This window comes from Bacillus sp. FSL K6-2971, from assembly GCF_038006405.1.
Lineage (GTDB): Bacteria > Bacillota > Bacilli > Bacillales > Bacillaceae > Bacillus > Bacillus pumilus.
This window is the reverse complement of the sequence record NZ_JBBOVD010000001.1, coordinates 3,801,757-3,826,229: the sequence shown is the minus strand read 5'-3', so window position 1 is coordinate 3,826,229 and position 24,473 is coordinate 3,801,757. Positions and strand designations below refer to the sequence as shown.

Here is a 24,473-nt window from a genome sequence, read left to right as displayed (position 1 = left end):
CTGACTAAGGAAAGGAGGAGGCCGTTATGCATTTGAAATGGGATGAGTTTTTTGTAACTGGAGACCCATTAATTCTTGGTGCGCAAATATCTATCGCTCTTACTTCCATTGCTATCGTGTTTGTTTTAACCTACTTTAAAAAGTGGAAATGGCTCTGGAAAGAATGGCTAACATCAGTTGATCATAAAAAGCTTGGGATCATGTATATCCTTGCTGCTGTGATTATGTTCTTCCGCGGTGGGGTAGACGGACTGATGATGCGCGCACAGCTGGCGCTTCCTAATAATACGTTTTTAGATTCCAACCACTATAATGAAATTTTCACAACGCATGGTACGATCATGATTCTATTCATGGCGATGCCATTTTTAATTGGTTTAATCAACGTCGTTGTACCTCTTCAAATTGGTGCACGTGACGTTGCATTCCCTTATTTGAACAACCTGAGCTTCTGGACATTTATGGTCGGAGCGATGCTGTTCAACATTTCCTTCGTCATTGGAGGATCACCAAGTGCAGGCTGGACGAGTTACATGCCGCTCGCCGGAAATGATTTCTCACCAGGACCTGGACAGAACTATTACTTGCTCGGGCTCCAAATTGCAGGTATTGGTACACTTATGACTGGTATTAACTTCATGGTGACCATTTTAAAAATGCGTACAAAAGGTATGACGCTTATGCGTATGCCAATGTTTACATGGACAACGTTGATCACGTCTGTCATCATCGTATTCGCATTCCCTGTACTAACAGTTGCTTTAGCACTTATGACATTTGATCGTTTATTCGGTTCTGCATTCTTTACACTCGAAGCAGGCGGTATGCCAATGCTTTGGGCGAACCTTTTCTGGATTTGGGGACATCCTGAGGTATATATCGTGATCCTGCCGGCTTTCGGTATTTTCTCAGAAATCTTTGCGACGTTCTCAAGAAAACAGTTGTTTGGTTACAAAGCGATGGTTGTATCGATTGTGGCAATCTCTGTTCTTAGTTTCCTTGTGTGGGTTCACCACTTCTTTACAATGGGGAACAGTGCAGCGGTTAACTCATTTTTCTCGATTACAACAATGGCAATTTCTGTACCAACAGGTGTGAAAATCTTTAACTGGCTCTTTACGATGTATCGAGGCCGTATCAGCTTTACTTCACCAATGCTTTGGGCACTTGGTTTCATCCCGAACTTCGTTATCGGTGGTGTCACTGGGGTTATGCTTGCGATGGCAGCTGCGGATTACCAGTACCATAACACGTACTTCCTTGTATCCCATTTCCACTATGTATTAATCGCAGGTACTGTATTTGCATGTTTTGCTGGTCTTGTTTTCTGGTATCCAAAAATGTTTGGTTACAAGTTAAACGAAAGAATCGGCAAATGGTTCTTCTGGGTATTCATGATCGGATTTAACATCTGTTTCTTCCCGCAGTACTTCTTAGGACTGCAAGGAATGCCAAGACGTATTTATACGTATGGACCAGAAGATGGCTGGACTGCACTAAACTTTATTTCAACAATTGGTGCATTTATGATGGGTGTCGGATTCATCATCCTGTGCTACAACATTTACTACAGCTGGAGACACGCGAAACGTGAAGTGTCTGGCGACAGCTGGGGAGAGGGACGTACTCTTGACTGGGCGACATCTTCTGCAATTCCGCCGCATTATAACTTTGCAGCACTTCCAGAAGTGACAACACCAGATGCATTCCATCATTGGAAGCAAAACAATGTAGACGTTCATCCTGAAAAAGAATTCAAGAAAATTCACATGCCGCACAATTCAGGCAGACCACTTATCATGTCTGCATTCTTCGGACTTGGTGCATTCGGCCTTGTATTTGAATGGTACTGGATTGGCGTTATTGGTTTAATCGGTGTATTCGCAACAATGATTTTACGCTCATTTGAATATGACGATGGCTACTATATTCCTGTTGAAGAAGTGATTGAAACAGAGAAAAAGAATAAGGAGGCGCAGAAGTAATGGGACATAATGATAGCAGCTATGCAAATGCACCGCTTGAATATCAGTCTGAAACGGGACGTTTAAACATCCTTGGTTTCTGGATATTCCTTGGCGCGGAAATCGTGTTATTCTCAACACTTTTTGCGACCTACTTTGTTCTTCATGGCAGAACAGCTGGCGGCGTTTTACCAGCTGAGCTGTTTGATATGAAGCTTGTATTGATCATGACATTCCTGCTATTGGTTAGTTCATTTACATGCGGGATTGCCGTTCATGAAATGCGCCGTGGAAGTACAAAAGGGGTTGTCATTTGGACGATCCTCACACTGCTTCTAGGTGCAGGCTTCGTTGGGTTTGAGATTTACGAGTTCTTCCATTATGTACATGAGGGTGCGAGCATTCATACAAGTGCGTATTGGTCTGCATTCTTTGTACTCTTAGGAACTCACGGATTACACGTATCCATCGGTATCTTCTGGATTACCGGGGTCTTGTTCCAAATTAAAAAACGTGGATTAACTCCACAAACAGCATCGAAGATTTTTATCTCAAGTCTATACTGGCATTTCCTTGATGTTGTATGGATTTTCATCTTCACAGCTGTTTACTTGATCGGATTAGGGGGGCTTTTGTGATATGGCTGGAAAAACACATTCCTCAGCAGAGCACGAACACTTCCCTTGGAAACACGTAGTTGGCTTCATCCTATCCATCGTGCTAACCATCTTAGCATTCTGGATTGCCATTGGAGCTGAAATTGGCAGTTCTGCAAAACTATGGATTATCTTTGGTTTTGCCTTCATTCAAGCGTTCTTGCAGCTATTCATGTTTATGCACATGACAGAAAGCGAGAACGGAACTGTTCAAGTCGGAAATACATTGTTTGGTCTGTTTTGTGCGATTATCTTCGTTATCGGATCTGTTTGGATCTTTGCGGCTCACTACAGCCACGGAGAGAACAGCAAAGACGGTTATTCACCTTCTGCACCAAAGCAATCTGAGCATTCAGAGAAATAATAAAAAACCACTCATCTCTCAAAGGTGAGTGGTTTTTATCATGATGTTGTGTTATTTATCTGGTGCTGCTGAATCTTTTGCGAATGAATGGAAGTCCATAAATGAGGAACGCTGCAATGTGTGCCAAAATGACATTAATGGCAAAGAATGCGATCATGAAGGTATGTCCTGCTGGAGATAAACTGCTTGTCATGTAAAGACCGAAGAAAATCCACATAATCATAATGGGTGGAATAGAAGCTAGTGCAATTTTTCTGTTTTCAAGCCATAAAAACAGGGGTGTAGCCGTTGCAATACATAGGTACGCAAAGAACATATCCATCGTATCCAACTCCTTTGTAAGTTGATGTTCAATTCAAATGAGAGGTCAGGATGCAATTGTGTCTGTTTTTAGGAGATATTGTGAACATTTTGTTACAAGTATTATACCACAATTGACTTTGAAGTAAACTCAATAATTGGAAAATGGGCCTTATTCCGTAGAAAGTGGCTTTTTCCTTTTCACTCCGTACAGCTTATGCTGGCTTAATAATTGCTTGTCATATCGCCACATAGGTCATTGAATTTTCCCCTTAATATCTGTAAAATAATCTTTTTAAAGGACTCATGATCGGTTGAATGGTAAGAGTATAGAGGGATTTTTTCCTATTGTTAGGATGAAAAGTATTTCATTTTTTGAAAAATGGTTGGAACCTTTCGGATGTATCTTCCGTCATATTTAAGGTGAGTTGCTTTTGTGAAAAATTCAATCTAATATAAATAAGGGCTTTTATGTTTTGTAATAAGGGTGGTTAGTTCATGAACAAGCAGAATACATCTCCGTACTATCAAGGGGATTTAATTTTTATATTTTTAGCCTTCTTTGCCATCAGTGTCATTGCAATTTATGCTGCGGGTCAATTTGGGCAATATGGATCTAATGCATGGACCAGACAGATCATTTACTACATGGTCGGAGTCATATTTATTGTAGCCATAAATTACTTTGATTTGGAGCAATTAGAGAAGCTAAGTCTCTATATTTTTATAGGCGGCATCCTGTTGTTACTTTTTCTGAAAGTTGCTCCTGCAAAAATTGGAAGTCATGATTTTGCTCCAATTAAAAATGGTGCAAAAAGCTGGTTTGTGATACCAGGGGTTGGAACACTTCAGCCTTCAGAGTTCATGAAAATTGGTTTGATTATGATGCTCGCGTCTGTCATTGGAAAGTCTACACCTAGGGGAAAAAGGACATTAGAAGATGATATTATTCTATTATTAAAAATTGCCGGTGTAGCAGCTGTTCCAGTTGGACTGATTTTCTTACAGGATGCAGGTACGGCAGCTGTCTGTATGTTTATTGTCGTTGTGATGGTGTTTTTATCAGGGGTCAATTGGAAGCTGATTTCTCTCATCGGTTCTGTGGTTGTGCTTTTAGTTGCCGCTGTGTTAGCCGTGATCATACTTTTCCCTGATGTTGCAAAAACAATCGGCATTCAGCAGTATCAGATTAACCGGATTACCGCTTGGCTACCTGATAGTTCTACGTCAGCCAACCAAGCGCAGACTCAGGATGCGTCTGGGTCTGATAAATATCAAGTAGACCAGGCCATTATGGCTATTGGTGCTGGACAGATTTTTGGGAATGGGGTTAAAAACTTAAAAGTCTATGTCCCAGAAGCACAAACAGATATGATTTTCTCCATTATAGGAGAAGCCTTTGGTTTTATTGGCTGTGCGTTTGTTGTGATCATGTTCTTCTTCTTGATCTACCGGCTTGTCGTGCTGATTGATCGTATCCATCCTTATAGCCGATTTGCGTCATTCTTTTGTGTAGGATATACAGCACTTATTGTGATCCATACGTTCCAGAACATTGGAATGAACATAGGTGTGATGCCTGTAACAGGGATTCCGCTCCTATTTATCAGCTTCGGAGGAAGCTCTGTTTTATCTGTTCTCATTGGATTCGGGATTGCTTATAATGCAAGTGTTCAATTAACGAAATACCAAAGTTATTTATTTAAATAAAACGGGTAAGGGCAGTCTAAGCATAGACTGTCTTTTTCCATTCGAATTTTAATTTTTGAAAAGCCATATGTTTTTGTCTTATGATAGTAGAAGTGAAGGAGGTCTTCGAATTGAACAAAACAATAGAAACGATATTAAATCATCGGTCCATCCGTTCGTTTACAGACGAGCGTTTGTCCGAAGAAGAGGTGCTGACACTCATTAAAAGTGCACAGGCTGCTTCGACATCAAGCTATGTACAGGCGTACAGTATTATTGGTGTGACAGATCAAGAGAAGAAGGCCAAGCTTGCTGAACTGGCTGGGAATCAGCCATACGTTGAGAAGAATGGGCATTTCTTTGTCTTCTGTGCAGACTTGAAACGCCATGATGATATTGCAAAAAAAGCAGGGAAGAATCATCAGGAGGCGCTTGAGAATACGGAAGCCTTTCTCATTAGCGTCATTGATACGGCGCTCGCTGCGCAAAATATGAGTATAGCAGCAGAATCAATGGGACTTGGGATCTGCTATATTGGCGGCCTGCGCAATCAACTGAGAGAAGTCTCTAATTTGCTTGAAACGCCATCATATGTGCTGCCGTTATTTGGTCTGGTTGTCGGACATCCAGCGAGTCAATCGTCACAAAAGGAACGACTGCCAGTTGAACTCATTTATCATGAAAATTCATATCAGCAAGATGAAGCACATGTGGATCGTTATATAAAAGAATACGATGACCGTATTTCATCTTATTATGAAGAACGAACAAACGGAGAGAGAACAGATACTTGGTCTAAGCAGATGCTTCGCGGCTTTAGTCAGCCAAAGCGTGCCTTCCTTGGAGAATTTGTGAAAGAGAAGGGCTTTAATCGAAAATAAATAAGACATCCCCCTTTCAATGGAGAGAGGGGGATGTCTGTAAGAGGTGCAGTAAGATGAAATTAAGTATACTGGATCAATCTCCTTTAATTGGAGATGCAACACCTGCTGAAGCCTTGATGCAAACGGTTGAATTGGCAAAGCAGGCAGAGAATTGAGGCTATCACCGTTTTTGGGTATCAGAGCATCACTTTTCAAATCGGCTTGCAGGGTCGAGTCCAGAGGTGCTTCTCGGTCATTTATCAGCCGTTACGTCACATATACGTATTGGCTCAGGCGGTGTGATGCTGCCCCACTACAGCGCCTATAAAGTAGCAGAGAACTTCAGGGTTCTTGAAGCCCTCGCTCCTGGCAGAATCGATCTTGGAATTGGACGTGCTCCTGGTGGTATGCCCATTTCCTCCATAGCTCTTCATCATGGTGAACGAAAACGTCTAGGTGATCAATATCCTGAGCAGGTAGAAGAGTTGAAGGTCTATTTACACGACCTAGCGGATGAATTTTACCCGCTGCCCCATTTAACCGCTTCTCCGAAGGTAGAGACTGCACCAGAGGTATGGATGCTTGGTTCCTCTGGAGGAAGTGCAAGACTTGCGGCGAAATCAGGTGCAGGCTATACGTTTGCTCTATTTATCAATGGCGAAGGCGGAGAAGATTCTGTAGAGCAATATATCAACCGGTTTGAACCTTCAGCATTCGGTGATGAGCCGCGCGTCAGTCTGGCGGTCTTCGTTTTATGTGCTGAAACAGAGGAACAGGCAGAAAAACTGGCAGTCAGCTTAGATTTATCCTTACTTGCCAATGAACAGGGGCAAAACCTCGGGGGCTTTCCTTCATATGAAAAGGCACAGGCTTATTCCTATAGTCCATATGAACAAAAACGAGTGGCTGCCAATCGTCAAAGGATGGTGGTTGGGACGCCATCTTCTGTGAAAAAGCAGTTGACGGCACTAACGAAGGCTTATCGTACAAATGAAGTGATCGCCGTGACCATCACTCACCGCATGCAAGACCGGCTCACATCGTATCGTTTATTAAAAGAAGCCTTTGATGCATAACGTATGTATGTCTGTTTACCGTCCACGCAGCCAGTAGAGAGGGAAGAGGAGCATCATGATGAAAATAAACGCGGCTGTCACCAGCAAACTAAGCGGGTAAATGAAGGACACATAGACCGTTAGCTCGCATGCTTGATGAAAAGGACGAGGATGTTTCGCGTGGAAAAGGGTGAGAAAATACACCAAGGTGATCGTTAGAAAAAAAGCAGTAAAAAAAGAAACGATCCATAGCAATATCAACATCAGTCTCTCTTTCCTCCATATATGATCGAAAAGCCTTGATGAGCATATCCGCTCATGCAAGGCTTTTCTTGTGATTCACGTTTATTCAGGGTGAATTTCGAAAGGTTCCTTCGTTTGAACAGTGTCGGATTTCCCTTTCAAACTGGCATACGCAAGCATTGTATACTCACCAGGTTCGAGCTTTTGACCTTGATTGATCGTGCCATTCCATTTTACGCGGTATTCTCCTTTATCAACATGTTGATAAACACCTGCTTCACCTAAATATTCTCCATCTGTCGAGTAGACGAGGAATGCAAGGTTTTCAGCTCCGCCAGGAAGATAGCTGCTAATGACATAGCTTCCAGCACGGTTATCCGGCTCTACAGAAACCGAAGTGACGCGAGGATAATCAGGCTCTTTTACAATCAATAAAGTCGGAATCTCTGTGACCTTTCTGCCATTTTCGCGAAGGGTAATGCTGCCTTGGTACGTTCCTTTTTTCGTTTTACCGTATTTCACTTGTACCGCGGAAGTAAAGGACCCAGTGGAATTCCCTTTGACAGTGATTTTTTTCGTTCCATTTGTGCTGATGCCGCTGCCATCGAATTTGTAATCAATGGTATACGTTTTCGGTGCTTTTGAAAGGTTTTCTACCTTGAATTTCTTCGTTTTGATTTGAACGCCTTTTTCTTTCAAGAAAGTGCCGTAAGAATAACTCGCATCAGAAACGATAGATGACGCTTGGAGTGATTCGATGATGCGAACACTGCCTGTCCCTTGTGTGTTGTGAGGGAATGGGCTGCCGTTTGCGTCAAATAGTTTTTCTGCTGTATTCATCAGCAATGCTTTGATTTGTTCTGTTGAGTACGATGGTTTTGCTTGCTTCATGATCGCTGCAACCCCAGCCACATGCGGTGAAGCCATGCTTGTCCCTTGCTTTGAGCCATATCCGTAAGGCTGAGAAGGATCATGCGTTGGGATTGTACTCACAATGCTGACGCCTGGCGCTGATAAATCAGGCTTAATCATCCACGTATCCACAACTGGTCCGCGAGAGGAGAAGTCAGCGACTTGCTCACTAAGTTCTTTGACAAATTGAATGGAGAAAGTTGTTGTATTGTTTCCAGCCTCAATGGCTTTGACAAGCGCCGCTCCTTCAGCTTTTGAAAGCTTAATCGTTGGAAGAGCAAGTCCCGGTACATCGACTGGAATTTCTCCATCGGTGTTGTTATACATCACAACGCCGATTGCACCAGCAGCTTTTGCATTGTCGACTTTATCAACAAAGGCAATGGCTCCTCGTTCGATCACGGCAACCTTTCCTTTCACGTCGATGTCTTCAAATGCTTTTTCGTCACCGATACCTGAATGGACGAGTGTGACTTGTTTTTGGTCAAGTGCTTTTAAATCACTCTCTTGGTAGTAGCCCATTACTTTTGCAGTAGAATAGTTCGGGAATTTCACATTGTAAAGGCTGTACGGAAGCTGAGTTGCTCCGACAGAAATGGCATCTCTTGACGTGCCGGGAGAACCGACTGTCCAGCTGTTCGGACCACTGTTTCCATTCGATGTGACAGCGACAACGCCTTCAGACATGGCCCAATCGAGTGCGATGCTTGTGGCATAATCAGGGTTATTCACACTGTTTCCGAGAGAGAGGTTCATGACATCTGCTCCATCAGTAACAGCCCGGTCGATGCCTGCAAGGACGTTCTCAGTTGTCCCAGACCCGCCTGGTCCAAGTACACGGTAGGCAAGAAGCGTGGCATCTTTTGCGACACCTTTAATTTGTCCATTGGCAGCAATTGTCCCTGCGACGTGTGTACCATGGTCTGTTGATTCGCCTCTAGGGTCTCCTTTAGGAGTCTCTTGCGGAGAATAATCGTTATCAACAAAATCATAGCCTTTGTATAAACCGAAGTTTCCTTTTAAATCAGGGTGGGTATAGTCTACTCCAGTATCAATGACAGCGACTTTTACCCCTTTTCCAGAGTAGCCGGCATCCCAAGCCTTTGGAGCACCGATAAATGGAGCGCTTTTATCCATAAGAGGGGAGACATCTTCATTTGGAAGCTGAATGCTTTCCTTTTTCACTTCATCTGTTTGATATGTAACATCCGGATAAACGGCTTTTACTCCGTCAACTGCGAGCAGCTTCGGAATTTCGTTTGCAGGAAGTTTCATAGAGAAACCAGAGAAGACTTTTTCATATTCTTGACGAACACTCGCTTTATCAATTTCTTTGAGTGCTTCATTTTTTACTTTTGTTCGAGATTTTTTGAGGGAGGCTTTCGTTTGTGCTTTGCCTTCTTGTTTGGCTTCAACTAAGGATTTTTCCTTTAATTCAACAATGACAGTGGTGTGTTTTCTAGATTTGACATTGATTTCACCGAAGATTTCTGCTTTTTCCAGTTCCACCTGTTTGTTCGATGGAGCGGCACTAGCCTGTTGACCTGTAAAGAATGTGGATAAAATAAAAATAGTGGAGAACAATAGAGCAGAAGAACGAGAGATGACCTTTTTCATTAATTTTCCCCTTTCTAGCTGTGTTTTTAGGGAGATAGCCTTTCTTTTTGTGGATAAATAGGAAAGATTCACTGCCCGTTATTAAGTATTCAATATGTTGAAAACAATTCCTTTACTAAAATGGTCTTATTTTACATAGTCACAAAGAACTATTTTGTTTATAAAGTCTCACTTATGCACAAACTCCTGTTGATAACTCAATTATTTAGATACATATATGGAAAATAAAAAAATCTCATACACAAAATCTAGTAATGGGGTGTTGATATGTGGATAAACCCTGTTGATAAGGTGTGCTTATCTTTTGGATATAGTGTGTATAAAATTTTTATTCAAACATCCACTTACATGATGAACTTCTGCACTTTTCAACAAAACTTCTGAAAACTAGTTTGTTTTTTCACCCAGATTGTGACAAATCTCTCTTTTTTCTCGGGATATGATAGGAGCAGTTGTTTTGCTAGAACTGCTAGATTCTAAGAAAAGCGGAGGGATGTTCAGTGAGGAAATTCAAAAACTGGTTGAGTGTATGGTTTGGTTTCATGATGAATGTGCTTGTGAATCCTGGTGTGATGATGAAGCAGCAACGTTTTCAGGCGGCCGCGGTGGATGAACGTTTCTTTCAAGTGGTGAAAGAGAGAGAGCTAGAGAAGCTGGCAGAAGAAAAGAACAAGAAGCGCAGGTCAGAGAAACCGTTTAAGCAAAGTCTGATGATGCTTGATGAGAAGACGACGAGAGAGGCGCGTGCTGGTCCGCTCTTACCTTTACATGAGAGATGAAACAGGGTAAAATCCCACATAAGAAACGTTATCTGGTGGGAGAGGATACCCCTTGAAGATATATAAGATATTGAATAACAATGCAGTGATTGTAAAGGAGGGTGATCAGGAGAAAATTGTGATGGGTCCCGGAATTGCTTTTCAGAAGGGGAAAAATGACGTCGTTCCCGTTCAAAAAATAGAGAAAATCTTTGTTGTGCGTGAAGAAAATGAGAAATTCAAACAAATTCTTGCGACATTGCCCGAAGCGCATATTGAGGTGGCAGAGCATATCATCAGTTATGCGGAGGGTGAACTGATGATGCCGCTTAGTGATCATATCCATATATCACTGACTGACCATTTATCCTTTGCCATTGAGCGTATTCAAAAGGGCATTGTGCTATATAATAAATTGCTTGGTGAGATCAAAGTCTTATATAAGCAGGAATATGACATTGGGAAGTATGCCATTCGTTATGTAAAGGAGCGGCTCGGGGTTGAACTGCCGGACGATGAGGCAGGGTATGTGGCACTCCATATTCATACGGCCAAAATGAATACGGAGTCTATGAAAAAGACCGTGAAATATACAACGATGATCAAAGAAATGATCGAGCATATAGAAAGCTATTTTCAGCATTCAATTGATGAGGATAGTATTTCCTATCAGCGACTTGTGACACATTTGAGGTATGCATTAGGCAGGTTGGAATCAAATGAGGCATTTCAAATCATGGACGATGACATGCTGAGTTTTATCCAAACAAAGTATGATTTGGCTTACCGGTGTGCACGTGGACTCGCTGATTTGTTGAAAAACGAATATGAACTTCATCTCCCTGAATCGGAGATCGGCTACATCACGCTGCATGTCCAGCGTCTGCAGGATGCCGAATTGGTTTAGTGTTTGTGCCTGCATGCAGGCTTTTTTTTATGCACACTACTCTAAATAGTGTATATGGGTCAATAGATTCGAAAAAAAGAGGTTGACGCAGGTCACGCTCTTATACTATGATGAAAGCGTAATCAAAACTTGATATCGTGGGATTGTGACTGTCAGGCAGGCAAGACCTAAAATTTGCGTAACGAGGGGACGTGTATGTCCTTTTATCGTTAGTGAATTTTAGGTCTTTTTTGCTTTAAAAAAGGAGGAGACAACATGGATTATCAAAAAACAGCCAAAGAATTAACAGAACTATTAGGCGGCAAAGAAAATGTCATCAGTGCCACGCATTGTGCAACAAGACTCAGATTGGTGATGAAAGATGAGGAACTAATTGACAAAGATGCCATTGAGGAACTTGAAGGGGTAAAAGGGGCTTTCTCAAGCTCGGGGCAATTCCAAATCATTTTTGGAACGGGAGCGGTCAACAAAGTATATGAACCATTTGCTCGTGAGACCGGCCTTGAGACAGACGACGAGAAAGAAAAACCTGTCAGCCATGATGAAGCAGTGAAACAAAAAATGAATCCACTTGCACGTTTTGCAAAGACGTTATCAAATATTTTTGTACCGATCATTCCAGCCATTGTTGCAAGCGGTTTATTAATGGGGCTTTTAGGTATGATGAAAGCCTTCAAATGGGCTGACCCAAGCTCCGCGATTTTTCAAATGCTTGATATGTTCTCAAGTGCAGCCTTTATCATTTTGCCCATTTTAATTGGTGTCAGTGCAGCGAAAGAGTTTGGTGGAAATCCGTATTTAGGAGCCGTTATTGGGGGGATTATGATTCACCCGAACCTGCTCAACCCGTGGGGACTGACGGATGCGAAACCAGAGTATATGCATTTATTCAATTTTGATATTGCTCTGCTTGGTTACCAAGGAACAGTCATTCCAGTATTATTGACTGTGTACATCATGTGTATTGTTGAAAAAAATTTAAGAAAAGTGGTTCCGAACAGTATTGATTTACTTGTGACCCCATTTGTGACGGTAATTGTGACTGGATTTGTGACGTTTATTGCTGTTGGACCGCTTGGAAGAATGCTCGGTACAGGAATTTCGAATGCACTGACATTTATTTATGATCACGCAGGGTTCTTAGCAGGGCTCATTTTCGGAGGAGCCTACTCTCTCATTGTGCTCACAGGGGTCCATCATAGCTTCCATGCGATTGAAGCAGGATTGCTGAATGATATTGGGCGTAACTATTTGCTGCCAATTTGGGCGATGTCCAACGTAGCGCAAGGCGGAGCAGGCTTGGCGGTCTTTTTCTTAGCGAAACGCGCGAAAACAAAAGAAATCGCACTTCCTGCAGCCTTCTCAGCTTTCCTAGGGATTACCGAGCCTGTTATATTCGGTGTCAACCTCCGCTATCGTAAGCCGTTTATTGCCGCGATGATCGGAGGCGCATTAGGCGGGGCATTTGTTGTCTTCACAAAGGTAGCAGCCAACGCCTATGGTTTAACGGGTATTCCGATGATTGCGATTGCAGCGCCATTTGGTGTGCAAAATGTGGTAAATTATGTGATTGGTATGTTAATCGCTGTTGCTGTTTCATTTACTCTCACCATCATCTTCAAAGTAAAAGAAATCGAAAAATAATCAAGGAGTGGTCACAGTCATGACAACAACTGACGCAGCACTTCGTCAAAAGGTAGCAGAACGTATTCGAAACTATGAGCATTTGGTGAAAAAAGATGTGTATCGCCAGCATTTTCATTTAATGCCGCCAGTTGGTCTTTTAAATGACCCGAATGGGTTGATTCAATGGAAAGGGGTCTACCACGTTTTTTATCAGTGGCAGCCATTCAAAACGGGACACGGCGCAAAATTTTGGGGACATTACACATCGACAGATTTAGTGAATTGGCAGCACGAGGAAGCCGCCCTTGCGCCAAGTGATTGGTTTGATCAAAATGGCTGTTATTCTGGCAGTGCAGTCATTGATGATGGACATATGTATGTGATGTACACTGGCAACGTTCGCGATGAACAAGGGAACCGCGAGACGTATCAATGTTTAGCTGTTTCAGAGGATGGCATTCATTTTCATAAAAAAGGTGTCGTGGCGGCGCTGCCAGAAGGATTCACCGCCCATTTTCGTGATCCGAAAGTATGGAAGCGAAATGGCAAGTGGTACATGGTTCTAGGTGCACAAAGCTTGAACCTGAAAGGTAATCTTGTCTTGTTTACCTCTGATACTTTAGACAATTGGACGTTTCAAGGCATCATTGCAGGCAGTGGGAAAAATGGATTAGAGGATTTCGGCTATATGTGGGAATGTCCAGATCTATTTGAATTAGATGGCCGAGATGTATTGATTGTGTCGCCACAGGGATTAAAGCCAGATGGCTTAAAATATCATAATACACATCAATCAGGCTATTTTGTTGGGAGATTGGATGACCATACATATCAATATACGCACGGAGCGTTTGAGGAGCTGGACCGAGGCTTTGACTTCTATGCGCAGCAAACCTTTCTAGACGAATCAGGCAGACGCATTTTAATTGGATGGATGGGAGTGCCTGATCAAGGAGAAGAGCATCACCCAACGATTTCGTATCAATGGATACACTGCCTCACCATTCCGAGAGAGCTGCGTTTAGATGATGACGGACATCTGATTCAAAAGCCAGTCACTGAGCTTCAGGCGATGAGAACCAACGAACAAGAGCATATTTTCCATATCAAACGCTCCGTTCAATCGATTCCTGTAGATGATATTACGAGCGCAGAGTTATTCATTGATCAGATTGATACACAAAAAGGGTTTGAATGCTGTATTCGAGCTGCAGCCCGTATCATTTATGATAAAGGTGAGGGCAAACTGACACTAGAACGAGATCGATTTGAAGATCGATCAAAAGAAGTTCGAGAAGTAGCAATAGAGGAATTACACGACCTTCACATCTTTATCGATGCATCGTCAATTGAGATTTTTGTAAACGGAGGCCGAAAAGTATTGACTGCTCGTTACTTTCCTTCCCCGGGAAATAAATCAATCTCGATCAGTGGCAGAAATGAAACAAAGCTTAAACTAAAAACATGGCATTTACAAAGAGAAGCAGGTCAATGATCTGCTCAACAAGTAGAGAAAACGTCTACGTCTCCTACAAGTGATGATCAGTATGATGTGAAATTGAATTTTCCGGTTGATAAGTACAAGAAACAGCGCAATGCTATAAATAAGGGAGCTCTTCAGCCGCCTGCACAATTGATAGAGAAGATGTCGATTAAAAATAGGAAATGTCAAACAAGAAAAAAGAGATGAATCATGAGGTTGTATAGGTAGAAATCAACCTGTTGAAATATTACTACTAAAGCTAAAGAAGAGCGAAAAAGAAGCAGGAAGGGATAGCCTGCTTCTTTTTATTTTGTGCAGTGAGTAAACCTCTATTTTCCTTAAAAGCGCAGAGGAAGTGTTTGTACATGCCCAATGAAAGAAATACAATAACAGCGTTCCATTGTTGGAAAAGGAACGGGGAATTGAAGGTTAAACCCAAACCTTTCAAGAGACATATTCTAAAAAGACTAATAGGATATATGCTACAGGGTGATATTGTCTTGGTTTTCTAAGACAAAAAGAAGCCATACAATTTGAACTTCTTTGACAAGAAAACTACAAAAAAATTCTATTGCTCTCAATTAGCTTGGAGGGCTTGGAAAAATCAAGGTCATGATATTGACAATAATAAAAAAGATTCAGTTGTGTCACCGATGGAATTAGTTAGCTCTAACAACACGAAGGTCTTTTATCATAAAAAGTAAGTTAATAAGCAGTCGGGGATTTCCCCGATTGCTTTGCTTGTTTAAAATTAAAAGGAGATGATTGAATGAAATACTTTAAGTTGCTTTTATCAGCTTGTGCCATAGCATTAATATGTACAGCATGTTCAAAGAAAGAGGAGGCTGTGGGAGACTCTTCTAAGGGAGAATTGAGCAATATGAAAGATAGTAAATTTGCTGTAATTCATTCAAAGATGATGAATAGGGGATGCGAGATAGTAAACTATAACGATATAGGGAGTAAGCTATCAAGCGTGTCATTAAAAGACTGCGTGGGATTTACTTCGTCTACTCAGAGTGATAATAATATGTACTTCTCATCTAATAGGTCTAATTATCATGTCTCGATAGATAAGAATAATGGCAAGGTAAACCATCTACAAACAAAATCACTTTCAAAATCTACAGAAGACGAGGGAGCATTTTTTATTAACTACTCTAATGGCTATGTTCTACATGATATAAACGTTGGCTATGTAGAAGGTGGATTAGCAGGAGAGTTAGTTTATTGGGAAGAAGACAGCGGAAGTAAAGAGCAACTCAAATTCAACGGAGAATTGAGGACAGCTATATTTGACCATAAAAAAATATATGCCATTTTGAACAATGATGAACATATCATATTATCCTCTATAGACCCAAAAAGTCATAAGACTAAAAGAAAGAAACTGGACATTGACTCTGTTTTTTATCCTGACAACAATGAATCATTAAATAATTTAAACAATAAAGAATTAATGATTGCTGTAAATGATGATGTCGATAGTAAGAAAAATTCTATGTTAATTATAATCAACAAAGAAACTCTCGATAAGAAAAGAGAAATCGTAATGGATAAGGGGTTCAATATCTACAAGATTCATGTAGATAAAGATAAAATTACGATAATATCCCATGAAGGAGAAGTTAAAATGTTTAACAGAGACTTCAAAGAGATATCTTCTGAAAAAATTCCACTTAATTTTAAATCAGATGACGAACGTTTAGAAGAGGTCAAGATTTTAGACGGCAAAATTTATGCATTGGTAAGAATGTTTGATAGAGATAAGGATGGAGTTATTGGCAGAATTATTGAATATAATATTGAAAGCAAAGACTCTAAAGAGATATCTCTAAAATCTGATAGAGATTGGGAAATGACAAGCTTGGAAGTTGTAAAATAACTGACGAGGAGCGTGGAGTAAATCAACTTACATTATCTTGAACCCATGAGGCTTGTGTTATTCACATTGCCATTGTTGTATTTGGCTTGGGGGATTATTGGCTATTTAATCTTTAAGAAGGTTCATGTGGTTTTAACTATCACATTATAACTTCAACCATTTTTATATTTGCCTATACTGGGTTTGACATGTCAAATATGTATTGGGTAGGGGTGGTGACTTTTTTATGCATGTGCACCTCTGTAATTACAAAAATTATTCGAGACATGTATATTCGCTATAAAAAAGCATAATCAACAAGCTTATGTCCACAAACATAAGCTTTATTTTTGTTTCATACCACTAAAATAACTCAAAATGCTTGTAATAATTAAAGTGATAACTGATGAAACTAACAAAGAAACGCTGATCGCTCCTAACCCTAAACCTTCCCATCCTCCCACAAAAAAGCTTATGAGCAATAAGATGATACTTACCATCATTAAAACTGCTGGAATTCCATACTGGAAAGATGACTGGTTTTTTTTAAAGATTAAAGAAACGCCTAGTATAATAACTGTAAGGATAGTTGTCAGTAGCCAGAAAGACATTTGTTTTTCCCCCTTGAAAGAGATGATGAAAGAACCCTAATGAATAACCAGGGTTCTTTTCAATATCGTACCACTGATTTAAGCTGTTTACCAAAGCAGCCAGTCACAGAACCTTTTCTTTGATCTTATATTTTATTTCCAGCTTCTTTCCCTACACTCGATGTAATTACTTTGTCAGCCACTTCATGTGAGACAGCAACAGAATGAAAAATTGGTAACGCTAATGCTACAGTTACAAGCATGATGGGAACAAAAATTTTACTCTTCAACATATAACAATTCCCCTCCTTGAATTAACGACTTTGCTTCAAGAGCTCTTTCATAAAAAACGACAGCAATTTCCAACTGCCCACTTCTATTATAGTATCGTGCAGCTTCAAAAGCTAGTTGATACACATCTTCGTAAAGATTTTTGCTTTGTAGAGTATCAAGCCAATGTTTTAACTCTGTGATCGCATTTGGTGTCTTAGATTGAAAATAAAGGAAATATAAAAATTTCATTTCTGCTTCATAAATTATGTCATCCAGTTGTTGGGCCGCCGAGACCCCTTTCTCAAAAGTTTCGGCTGCTGGAACAACCTGTCCTAATTTCAAGAGAGTGTATAACTTGTTAAAATAGGATTTTGGAACATGTGATGTTTCATTCTTTTCAAAAAGTTCACAAGAAGTATCAAAATGGGACAAGGCTTCTGTATATTTTTCTAAGTGGAAATAACACTTGCCTAAGTTAAAGATCGTAGAGGATATAAGGTATTCGTTTTTCGTCTGCTGTGCAAAAGAATGGGATTTTTCAAAGTAAGTAAGTGCATCAGCATATTGTAGCTTAGATAGATAATTTCCAGCGATGACTGAATAACACCAGGCTATTTTTTCTTGCATTAATGGTTGTTCTGTAAATAGACTCAATGCTTTATGTGCAAACATGACAGAAATTTGATACTGGTCTATATGGTAGTACACTTCTGATAACTTGTAGTAAAATTCAGCCTTTTCAATAGGGTCTTCAACATCCACAAGAATTTTTTCAGCACTTTTATAAGAACTGATCGCCTCGTCAAATTGTTTTTTCCTAAATTCGTGCATTCCTTTAAAAAACCAGAAATAAAAATCTAACATCTTTTCAATTTGATCTTTGTCTTCGTGAAGTGATTGATCAATCTTATGTTTCTGCTCATTTATCTGAACCATATATTCATCTAACTCTTGGCTAGATAACTTAGGCTTGAGGTAGCTTAGCATTAAGTCATGTCGAAATTCTAGAAGACTAAAATATAATAAAACAGTTTGATTTTCCTCCATACTGTCAAAGAGTCGTTTAACATCCGCTTTTAAAAATTCAGCATCAGTTATTTGATCTTTTTTGATGGCTGAATACCATTCATTCAGTTTGATCGCAACCTCGTCATAAGTGATAGAACCACCCATATATACTCCCCCTTCATATTCCTATAAAACCAATTATATACAATACTTTAACATGTCTAACTATTCTAAAATCGAACAGATGCGCTATTTATGTAAATTTTCGGTATACCGCAAAATCAAGCCGACTCTAAGAGGGAAAATGAGTAATTCATATAACATATGACAAGCTACATATTACTTATTTTTACACAAATGTTGGAAAATAAATCGTCATCTGCGATAATAAGTCTAAATTGTGTGAATAGAAAGGGGCAGGTAATTTATGAATCACTTTAAAGTTATGATATTGAGCCTTACCTTATTAATGGGGATCACAACTACTGTACATATAAATTCCTCAAATGATTTTCAAACCGCAGAAAACGGATACTTTGGATAAGTATTAGGAGAAGTAGACTCTCCACAAGTTTACTTTTTCTATTGGGTTTTCTAGTGTTAGCAAAAAGGCGTACTGGAATAAAAAGCAACTCCATTAATGATTGATTGAAAAAAGAACAAAGAAAAAGCCCTGTCCGCAGGGCTTTTTTGTTCGTCTTTATTCAGTTCGATGCTTCATTTTATGAATTGTTCTATAAGCCGATTCAACGCCAATGAAAACGACAAAGAATATAACTATCCAACTGAACAGGTCAGCCCAAACATTGGACATGTTTAGCTGGGGTTAGCCCATTCCATTATACCGCTCTGGTTTTAATAGTGAAATCAACCTGTATCTTATAGCCTATAACATGTATATACAAGGTTGGCTGGAAGCGGTTTGATGACGTTTTACATATATGATAACAGGTGGAATTATGGTATCATTTTAAAATATATACAGCTGAGGCTGACGTTTATCCAAATGCGGTAGGACAAAAAGGGGTTGTTTATTTGAATTCAAAACAGCAGCCGACGACTAGAAAACGCTTGGAGACAATGGCAGATCATGTTGAAGATAAACGTGAAGAATATAAAGAATTGCTCATTCAAGTCCAATCTATTCTCGGTGAACCTTCTCTAGAGCAGGAAGAATTAAAAGAGAAGCTGTCAGATACGTATAAACAAATGAAAGAATATGCCTTATTTGTTGAATCCATTGAAGCCTTTATTCGAAAAATGGCGAAAGAATCTGATCAGCAAAAGTAGGTATCCTTTATGGATAAAAGAGTGTACCCAGACGCGGGTATGCTTTTTTTCATGAAATAAAAATGAAAAGTGTCGTCAATTGAAGATAGAAACGTATATTTATTTGGAGGACAAGAAGAAGTTTGTACCCATTGATGATATTGAAAAGATCAAAACATTCGTTGCTACGAAAGAAGATTTTATGGAACAAGGGTTTACAAACCTTGAAGGCACAATTACGTTCGATCATGAGGAAAAGGGGAAAATAGAGGATTTCGAAAATCCAGATTCTATTGAAGAGTTGTGGCATTATTACACAAACATTTTTGAGAAATATGTGGAAGAAGGGTATGGAAAAATATATTATACAAGTGTTCCATTAGAGATACAGTTAGAAAAAAGATCTGATCATGAAGTGATGTTATCGCTTGATAATCAAACCTTAATTGCAGAGTATAAAGAACTTGTGCGTCATTTTATTGAATCTGGTCGTGAGTTCATTCGCTTTCTAGAAAACATAGCACCGCAGGTAGATCATTCTGGTTTCACCAATCAATTGAACGATTTAGAAAAAACATGTTAAAAACAAAAACCGATTCACCCAAAAGGCGAATCGGTTTTTTCTACTCTACTTATCAAAACGATGAGCAGAGTGCTTTGTTGGTCCGATGTATTCATTTAGCTGGAAAGAGCCTTTGATGGCAGCTGTGATGAATTCTTTTGCTGCATAAATGGCTTCTTTCACATCTGAGCCGTTTGCTAGTTCAGCTGTGACTGCTGCTGAGAATGTGCAGCCTGCGCCGTGTGTGTATTCTGTGTCGATCTTCTCTGTTTCAAGTCGTTCGAAGGTTTGTCCATCATAAAGCAAATCGATCGCTTTATCTGGGCTTAGCTTACCGCCTCCAGTGATGACCACATACTTGGCACCAAGTTCGTGAATGCGTTTTGCTGCTTCTTCCATTTGTTCGATCGTTTTGATCTCACCGATTCCGCTTAATTGACCTGCTTCGAAAAGGTTAGGCGTAATGACGGTTGCCAGTGGCGTGAGCTTTTCGCGCAGTGCTTCCGCATGCTCCGGATATAGCACTTCGTTCGCACCCTTACAAACCATAACAGGATCAATGACGACATTTTTTAGGTCATATGTTTTGATGGTGTCCGCTGCAAGTTCGATCACGTCGACTGTTGGGAGCATACCCGTTTTCAGTGCATCTACCCCAATGCCTTCTACAATGGTAGAGAGTTGCGCACGAATCGTCGCCGTATCAATTGGAAACACCTGATGATCCCAATGGTTATGTGGGTCCATTGCAACGACAACGGTTAAAGCTGTCATCCCGTAGACGTTTTTTTCTTGAAACGTTTTTAAATCTGCTTGGATACCTGCACCGCCGCTTGAATCCGAGCCTGCGATGGTGAGTGCTTTATTCATAGACATAGTTGCTGAACCTCCAATGTGATGTGTAACAGTTACTGTTCTATCCCTTATTATAATCAGCTTTTCCGTTTATCACAATGAAACGACATAAAAAAGCGTTCCACCTTAGGAAGAACGCCTTTCCCCTTACCTTTTACAAATCACCAATTTCCCCTTTTTCAGTTCGTCTAAAAGTGTTAAAGCTAATTCCTGATCGGCGCCAACCGACATCATTTTGGCCATGAGCTCGTCATCCCGGGTGCGGATGACATTGGCAATTTGATCTAAAATCCCTTGATCGACCGCTGTCATGCTTTTGGCATTCGTATGCTCTGTGACGGTATCAGAGCGTTCTGGATCGTACGCAAAAACAAAAATATCATCCTTTGGTGAACGTATTTGTTCAATGGTCTGTTTCGCTTCTTTGCTATTTTCTACTGTGAAATATTCCATCGTGATCACTCCTTTTCATCAAAAATTCCCATTTTCCCGTCACATCAAACCGCCTTTTATATCATGAGAAGAACGTCATTTTATGTTTTAATGGAAAAAGACGAATCTATTAAAGGAGTTAGCTGAATATGAAGATTTCCTTATTAATTGTGACACATAACCGGCTCAGCGCACTGTGTGAGCTGCTTGAATCTATTACGAGACAAACCGTACAGCCTTTTGAAATTGTGGTTGTGAATGATGCAGGAGAGCGCGTCGAGATCATTCAGGAACTCTACCCCGAACTTCCGATCCGCTTGATCCATTTAGATGAGAACGTCCAGCATGTGAATGCTAGAAACGTGGGGGTGCGGGAGCTGACAGGCGATGTGATCATGCTGAGTGACGATGATGATTACTTTACACCTTGTCATATTGAACGTATGAGTAAGGCGCTGGAGGACGCCGATTTTGTTTTTTCTGATGCTGAAATTGTGTCATTTGAAGAAAAAGATGCGACCCGCTTCCCGGTGTCAAGACGTCTGTTTGCGTATACAGCTGCTATTGAGGATATGCGTGTCTTTTCTACATACGTTCCTTCCGGCAGTATGTATAAACGCTGTATACACGATGAGATTGGCTATTTTGATCCAGCGATGCATCATTACTGGGATTGGGACTTTTTCTTACGTGTCACGCAGCACGCCCGGGTCAAACGAGTGCCGGCTGCCAGCGTGATCTATGCGTTTTTTGATGGCGGAGGGAATCAGTCTAGTGATCTTGGTGAGACAAGGAAGAACTACTTAGATGATCTAAGTGAAAAGCATGGGCTGGGTGACCTTCCGACAGCGAACTTTGCTGTCTTATTAGAAGAACCAGCGATGAAAAAACGAGAATCAGAGAGTGAGATTGTGTGGGACGGAAAACCGATGATCTCAAGACTAACGCAGCAGACACAAGGAGGAGAACCCCAATGAAGCCATTTTTAAATGATAGCTGGTGGGCTGTGATGAAAAGTGAATTTGAACAGCCATATTATCAGGAATTACGTGAATGGATGAAGGAAGAATATCGTACGCAGACCGTTTTTCCGAAACCGGATGACGTTTATCGTGCGCTTCATTTGACGTCATATGAAGAGGTCAAAGTGGTGATTTTGGGACAAGACCCGTATCATGGCCCAGGTCAGGCACATGGATTAAGCTTTTCTGTTCAGCCTGGTGTGAAGCATCCGCCATCGTTGAGAAATATTTTTCAGGAGCTAAAGGATGATCTTGGCTGTCCTGTTCCAAATCACGGCTCACTTATGAGCTGGGCAGAGCAAGGTGTGCTGCTCTTAAACACTGTGCTGACCGTAAGAAAGGGCGAGGCGAATTCTCATAAAGGCAAGGGCTGGGAACGTGTGACAGACCGCGTGATTGATGTGCTGAATGAACGTGATCAGCCCGTCGTTTTTGTGCTGTGGGGAAGACATGCTCAAAATAAGAAAGAACGGATTGATCAAAACAAGCATTTCATCATTGAGTCCCCTCATCCAAGTCCTTTTTCTGCAAGATACGGCTTTTTTGGCAGTCGTCCGTTTTCAAAGGTAAACGCGTATTTAAAGCAAATGGGGACAGAAGAAATTAACTGGTGTATCCAAGATATTGAATAAAAAGAGGACGAGGGGAGAGACCCTTCGTCCTGTTTATTTTAAAAATTTACGAACCAAGTCGAGTCCGTTTTTCGCATTTGGATAACGGAAGGAAAAATCGAAGCGATTGGTTTGGCGCAGGACGCTTATTTCATGCGTAAACGTAAAGAAGCTTTCTTTCCCATGATATCGTCCCATGCCGCTTTCACCCACGCCTCCGAATGGCAGGTAAGGAGTAGCGACATGCATGAGCGTGTCATTGATACATCCTCCACCAAATGAGAGATGGTCTAGAATATAGGCTTCTGTTTCTTTACTTGTTGTAAATAAGTAAAGCGCAAGCGGCTTCGGTCTAGCTTTGACCATATGAGCTGCCTCGTGCAGAGAATCGAAGGTCATGACAGGCAGAATCGGTCCGAAAATTTCCTCCTGCATGACAGGATCTTCCCATGTGATGTGGTCTAATATGGTCGGAGCGATTTTGAGCTCGTGTTCATTGCGCTGTCCACCTGTAACGATCGTTCCATTTGAGAGGAATTGTGAGAGCCTGTCAAAGTGACGCTGGCTGACATTTTTCCCAAAGTGCGGATGTGTTTCCGGTTGTTCGCCATAAAAGTCACGGATACAAGCTGTCATTTCCCGCAAAAGTTCTTCTTTAATGGATTCATGAACAAGCAAATAGTCTGGTGCAATACACGTTTGGCCAGCATTGGTGAATTTGCCGAACGTGATTCGCTTTGCCGCTAATTTGATATCTGCATCAGGCGTGACGATGCAAGGGCTTTTTCCGCCAAGCTCAAGTGTGACAGGGGTCAAATGCTTTGCGGCGGCTTCCATGACGACTTTGCCAACTGCCACACTTCCTGTAAAGAAGATATAATCAAAGGGCAGTTTCAACAGCTCTGTACTCACATCTACACCGCCTTCTACGACAGCTGCATGGTCTTCTTGAAATACACGTTCCACCATTGCACTGATTACTTCTGAAACTTGCGGCGTCAGCTCAGACGGTTTTAAAATAACGGCATTACCCGCAGCAATGGCACCAACTAATGGAGAAAGGGCCAATTGGAAAGGATAGTTCCAAGGGGCAATGATGAGCACACTCCCATAAGGTTCCTTCATAATCATACTTTTCGACCCGATATGAGTGAGGGGCGTTCGCACGCGTGTTGGCTTTGCCCATTTGTGGATGTGCTTGATGGTATGATTGATTTCTTCATACACCATCCCGACCTCTGTTGTGTAGGCTTCCTGTTCGGATTTATGTAAATCATGGGCCAAGGCTTGTAAAATATCCTTCTCATGCTGTTTGATGGCTGCTTTTAAGTCTTTAAGAAGACGGATGCGTTCTTCCACCGGCGGCTTTTGAAAGACTTTTTGTTTCTGAAAAAGTGTTGTGAGTTTGTCCATTATTCAATCCTTTCATAAACGATGTTGTTGCTTTTATTATGTGTGAAGGGCTATGTCGGGTCAAATAAGAGAGGCGGGAGCAGACTGCTTTAAAAAAATGAACCCATTTCGTTTGTTCATTTGGTAAAATAATGTTG

General features: G+C 40.9%; 22 protein-coding genes and 2 pseudogenes. 16 read left to right on the top strand and 8 right to left on the bottom strand.

Annotated elements, in window-relative coordinates; genetic code table 11:
* The first annotated feature begins 26 nt into the window (after positions 1 to 26).
* Genes qoxB through qoxD form a run of 3 tightly spaced genes read left to right on the top strand, consistent with a single transcriptional unit; the run spans position 27 to position 2,984 of the window.
* Complete coding sequence (gene qoxB / locus MHI33_RS20365; protein WP_003215069.1) at positions 27 to 1,985, top strand: cytochrome aa3 quinol oxidase subunit I; 1,959 nt, start codon at positions 27 to 29, stop codon at positions 1,983 to 1,985.
* Entirely contained in the window at positions 1,985 to 2,602 is a 618-nt protein-coding gene (gene qoxC / locus MHI33_RS20360) for a cytochrome aa3 quinol oxidase subunit III (RefSeq protein ID WP_034321973.1), read from the top strand. Before qoxB ends, qoxC begins: the two co-directional genes overlap by 1 nt.
* Position 2,603: 1 nt before the next feature.
* Positions 2,604 to 2,984 (top strand): cytochrome aa3 quinol oxidase subunit IV, encoded by a 381-nt coding sequence (qoxD, locus tag MHI33_RS20355; RefSeq protein ID WP_007497818.1) that lies wholly within the window; start codon positions 2,604 to 2,606, stop codon positions 2,982 to 2,984.
* 55 nt (positions 2,985 to 3,039) lie between these two features.
* On the opposite strand, the gene MHI33_RS20350 is transcribed toward qoxD, so the two are convergent.
* The gene (locus MHI33_RS20350) at positions 3,040 to 3,306 is read right to left on the bottom strand and encodes a spore morphogenesis/germination protein YwcE (RefSeq protein WP_003215279.1); all 267 of its coding nucleotides are present in this window, start codon (positions 3,304 to 3,306) and stop codon (positions 3,040 to 3,042) included.
* Positions 3,307 to 3,782: 476 nt separating this feature from the next.
* On the opposite strand from MHI33_RS20350, the gene MHI33_RS20345 reads away from it, so the two are divergent.
* The 3 genes and pseudogenes from MHI33_RS20345 (at position 3,783) to MHI33_RS20335 (ending at position 6,912) form a co-directional block, all read left to right on the top strand.
* Positions 3,783 to 4,994 carry an FtsW/RodA/SpoVE family cell cycle protein gene (locus tag MHI33_RS20345; RefSeq protein WP_340913433.1) on the top strand — a complete coding sequence of 404 codons (1,212 nt, stop codon included), beginning with the start codon at positions 3,783 to 3,785 and terminating at the stop codon, positions 4,992 to 4,994.
* Between the two features lie 110 nt (positions 4,995 to 5,104).
* The gene (gene nfsA, locus MHI33_RS20340; protein WP_065097787.1) at positions 5,105 to 5,854 is read left to right on the top strand and encodes an oxygen-insensitive NADPH nitroreductase; all 750 of its coding nucleotides are present in this window, start codon (positions 5,105 to 5,107) and stop codon (positions 5,852 to 5,854) included.
* A 56-nt stretch (positions 5,855 to 5,910) separates the two neighbouring features.
* A pseudogene (locus MHI33_RS20335) lies at positions 5,911 to 6,912 on the top strand (LLM class flavin-dependent oxidoreductase).
* Positions 6,913 to 7,236: 324 nt separating this feature from the next.
* Here MHI33_RS20335 and MHI33_RS20330 read toward each other — a convergent pair.
* Positions 7,237 to 9,663, bottom strand: a complete 2,427-nt coding sequence (locus MHI33_RS20330; protein WP_340913430.1) for a S8 family peptidase — start codon at positions 9,661 to 9,663, stop codon at positions 7,237 to 7,239.
* 500 nt (positions 9,664 to 10,163) lie between these two features.
* Here MHI33_RS20330 and MHI33_RS20325 point away from each other — a divergent pair, with 500 nt between their 5' ends.
* From MHI33_RS20325 to MHI33_RS20300, 6 genes and pseudogenes are all read left to right on the top strand, one after another.
* Entirely contained in the window at positions 10,164 to 10,442 is a 279-nt protein-coding gene (locus MHI33_RS20325; RefSeq protein ID WP_044140240.1) for a hypothetical protein, read from the top strand.
* A gap of 52 nt (positions 10,443 to 10,494) precedes the next feature.
* Positions 10,495 to 11,328, top strand: a complete 834-nt coding sequence (locus MHI33_RS20320) for a PRD domain-containing protein (RefSeq protein WP_185108036.1) — start codon at positions 10,495 to 10,497, stop codon at positions 11,326 to 11,328.
* Between the two features lie 255 nt (positions 11,329 to 11,583).
* Positions 11,584 to 12,972 carry a sucrose-specific PTS transporter subunit IIBC gene (locus tag MHI33_RS20315; protein ID WP_319610116.1) on the top strand — a complete coding sequence of 463 codons (1,389 nt, stop codon included), beginning with the start codon at positions 11,584 to 11,586 and terminating at the stop codon, positions 12,970 to 12,972.
* Positions 12,973 to 12,991: 19 nt separating this feature from the next.
* On the top strand, positions 12,992 to 14,449 hold the full coding sequence (locus MHI33_RS20310) for a glycoside hydrolase family 32 protein (RefSeq protein ID WP_340913426.1): 1,458 nt from the start codon (positions 12,992 to 12,994) through the stop codon (positions 14,447 to 14,449).
* Between the two features lie 500 nt (positions 14,450 to 14,949).
* Positions 14,950 to 15,141: pseudogene (locus tag MHI33_RS20305) on the top strand (septation ring formation regulator EzrA); the annotation flags it as partial.
* Positions 15,142 to 15,206: 65 nt separating this feature from the next.
* Positions 15,207 to 16,322, top strand: coding sequence for a hypothetical protein (locus tag MHI33_RS20300; RefSeq protein WP_106066986.1), 1,116 nt, complete (start codon positions 15,207 to 15,209; stop codon positions 16,320 to 16,322).
* A 323-nt stretch (positions 16,323 to 16,645) separates the two neighbouring features.
* On the opposite strand, the gene MHI33_RS20290 is transcribed toward MHI33_RS20300, so the two are convergent.
* The 3 genes from MHI33_RS20290 to MHI33_RS20280 form a co-directional block, all read right to left on the bottom strand.
* A complete protein-coding gene (locus MHI33_RS20290) occupies positions 16,646 to 16,912 on the bottom strand; it encodes a YesK family protein (protein WP_340913423.1) in 267 nt (88 codons plus the stop codon).
* A gap of 125 nt (positions 16,913 to 17,037) precedes the next feature.
* Positions 17,038 to 17,184: a hypothetical protein gene (locus MHI33_RS20285; RefSeq protein ID WP_340913421.1), complete on the bottom strand. Its 147-nt coding sequence runs from the start codon at positions 17,182 to 17,184 to the stop codon at positions 17,038 to 17,040.
* Complete coding sequence (locus tag MHI33_RS20280; protein WP_106066987.1) at positions 17,171 to 18,337, bottom strand: Rap family tetratricopeptide repeat protein; 1,167 nt, start codon at positions 18,335 to 18,337, stop codon at positions 17,171 to 17,173. Before MHI33_RS20280 ends, MHI33_RS20285 begins: the two co-directional genes overlap by 14 nt.
* 870 nt (positions 18,338 to 19,207) lie before the next feature.
* Between MHI33_RS20280 and MHI33_RS20275 the strand changes: the two genes are divergently transcribed.
* Both MHI33_RS20275 and MHI33_RS20270 read left to right on the top strand, forming a co-directional pair.
* Positions 19,208 to 19,462, top strand: coding sequence for a hypothetical protein (locus MHI33_RS20275; RefSeq protein ID WP_008359596.1), 255 nt, complete (start codon positions 19,208 to 19,210; stop codon positions 19,460 to 19,462).
* Positions 19,463 to 19,541: 79 nt separating this feature from the next.
* Positions 19,542 to 20,024 carry a hypothetical protein gene (locus MHI33_RS20270; protein ID WP_340913419.1) on the top strand — a complete coding sequence of 161 codons (483 nt, stop codon included), beginning with the start codon at positions 19,542 to 19,544 and terminating at the stop codon, positions 20,022 to 20,024.
* 45 nt (positions 20,025 to 20,069) lie between these two features.
* Here MHI33_RS20270 and MHI33_RS20265 read toward each other — a convergent pair whose 3' ends face one another.
* Both MHI33_RS20265 and MHI33_RS20260 read right to left on the bottom strand, forming a co-directional pair.
* Positions 20,070 to 20,879, bottom strand: a complete 810-nt coding sequence (locus MHI33_RS20265) for a bifunctional hydroxymethylpyrimidine kinase/phosphomethylpyrimidine kinase (protein WP_044140232.1) — start codon at positions 20,877 to 20,879, stop codon at positions 20,070 to 20,072.
* Between the two features lie 126 nt (positions 20,880 to 21,005).
* Complete coding sequence (locus tag MHI33_RS20260; RefSeq protein ID WP_065097796.1) at positions 21,006 to 21,311, bottom strand: general stress protein; 306 nt, start codon at positions 21,309 to 21,311, stop codon at positions 21,006 to 21,008.
* Positions 21,312 to 21,439: 128 nt separating this feature from the next.
* Here MHI33_RS20260 and MHI33_RS20255 point away from each other — a divergent pair, with 128 nt between their 5' ends.
* Positions 21,440 to 22,267 (top strand): glycosyltransferase family 2 protein, encoded by an 828-nt coding sequence (locus tag MHI33_RS20255; protein WP_217012691.1) that lies wholly within the window; start codon positions 21,440 to 21,442, stop codon positions 22,265 to 22,267.
* A complete protein-coding gene (locus tag MHI33_RS20250; protein WP_185107655.1) occupies positions 22,264 to 22,944 on the top strand; it encodes a uracil-DNA glycosylase in 681 nt (226 codons plus the stop codon). The genes MHI33_RS20255 and MHI33_RS20250 overlap by 4 nt, the downstream gene beginning before the upstream one ends.
* A gap of 33 nt (positions 22,945 to 22,977) precedes the next feature.
* Here the strand turns inward: MHI33_RS20250 and MHI33_RS20245 are convergent, their stop codons facing one another.
* Positions 22,978 to 24,336: an aldehyde dehydrogenase gene (locus MHI33_RS20245; protein WP_340913414.1), complete on the bottom strand. Its 1,359-nt coding sequence runs from the start codon at positions 24,334 to 24,336 to the stop codon at positions 22,978 to 22,980.
* Positions 24,337 to 24,473: the final 137 nt, after the last annotated feature.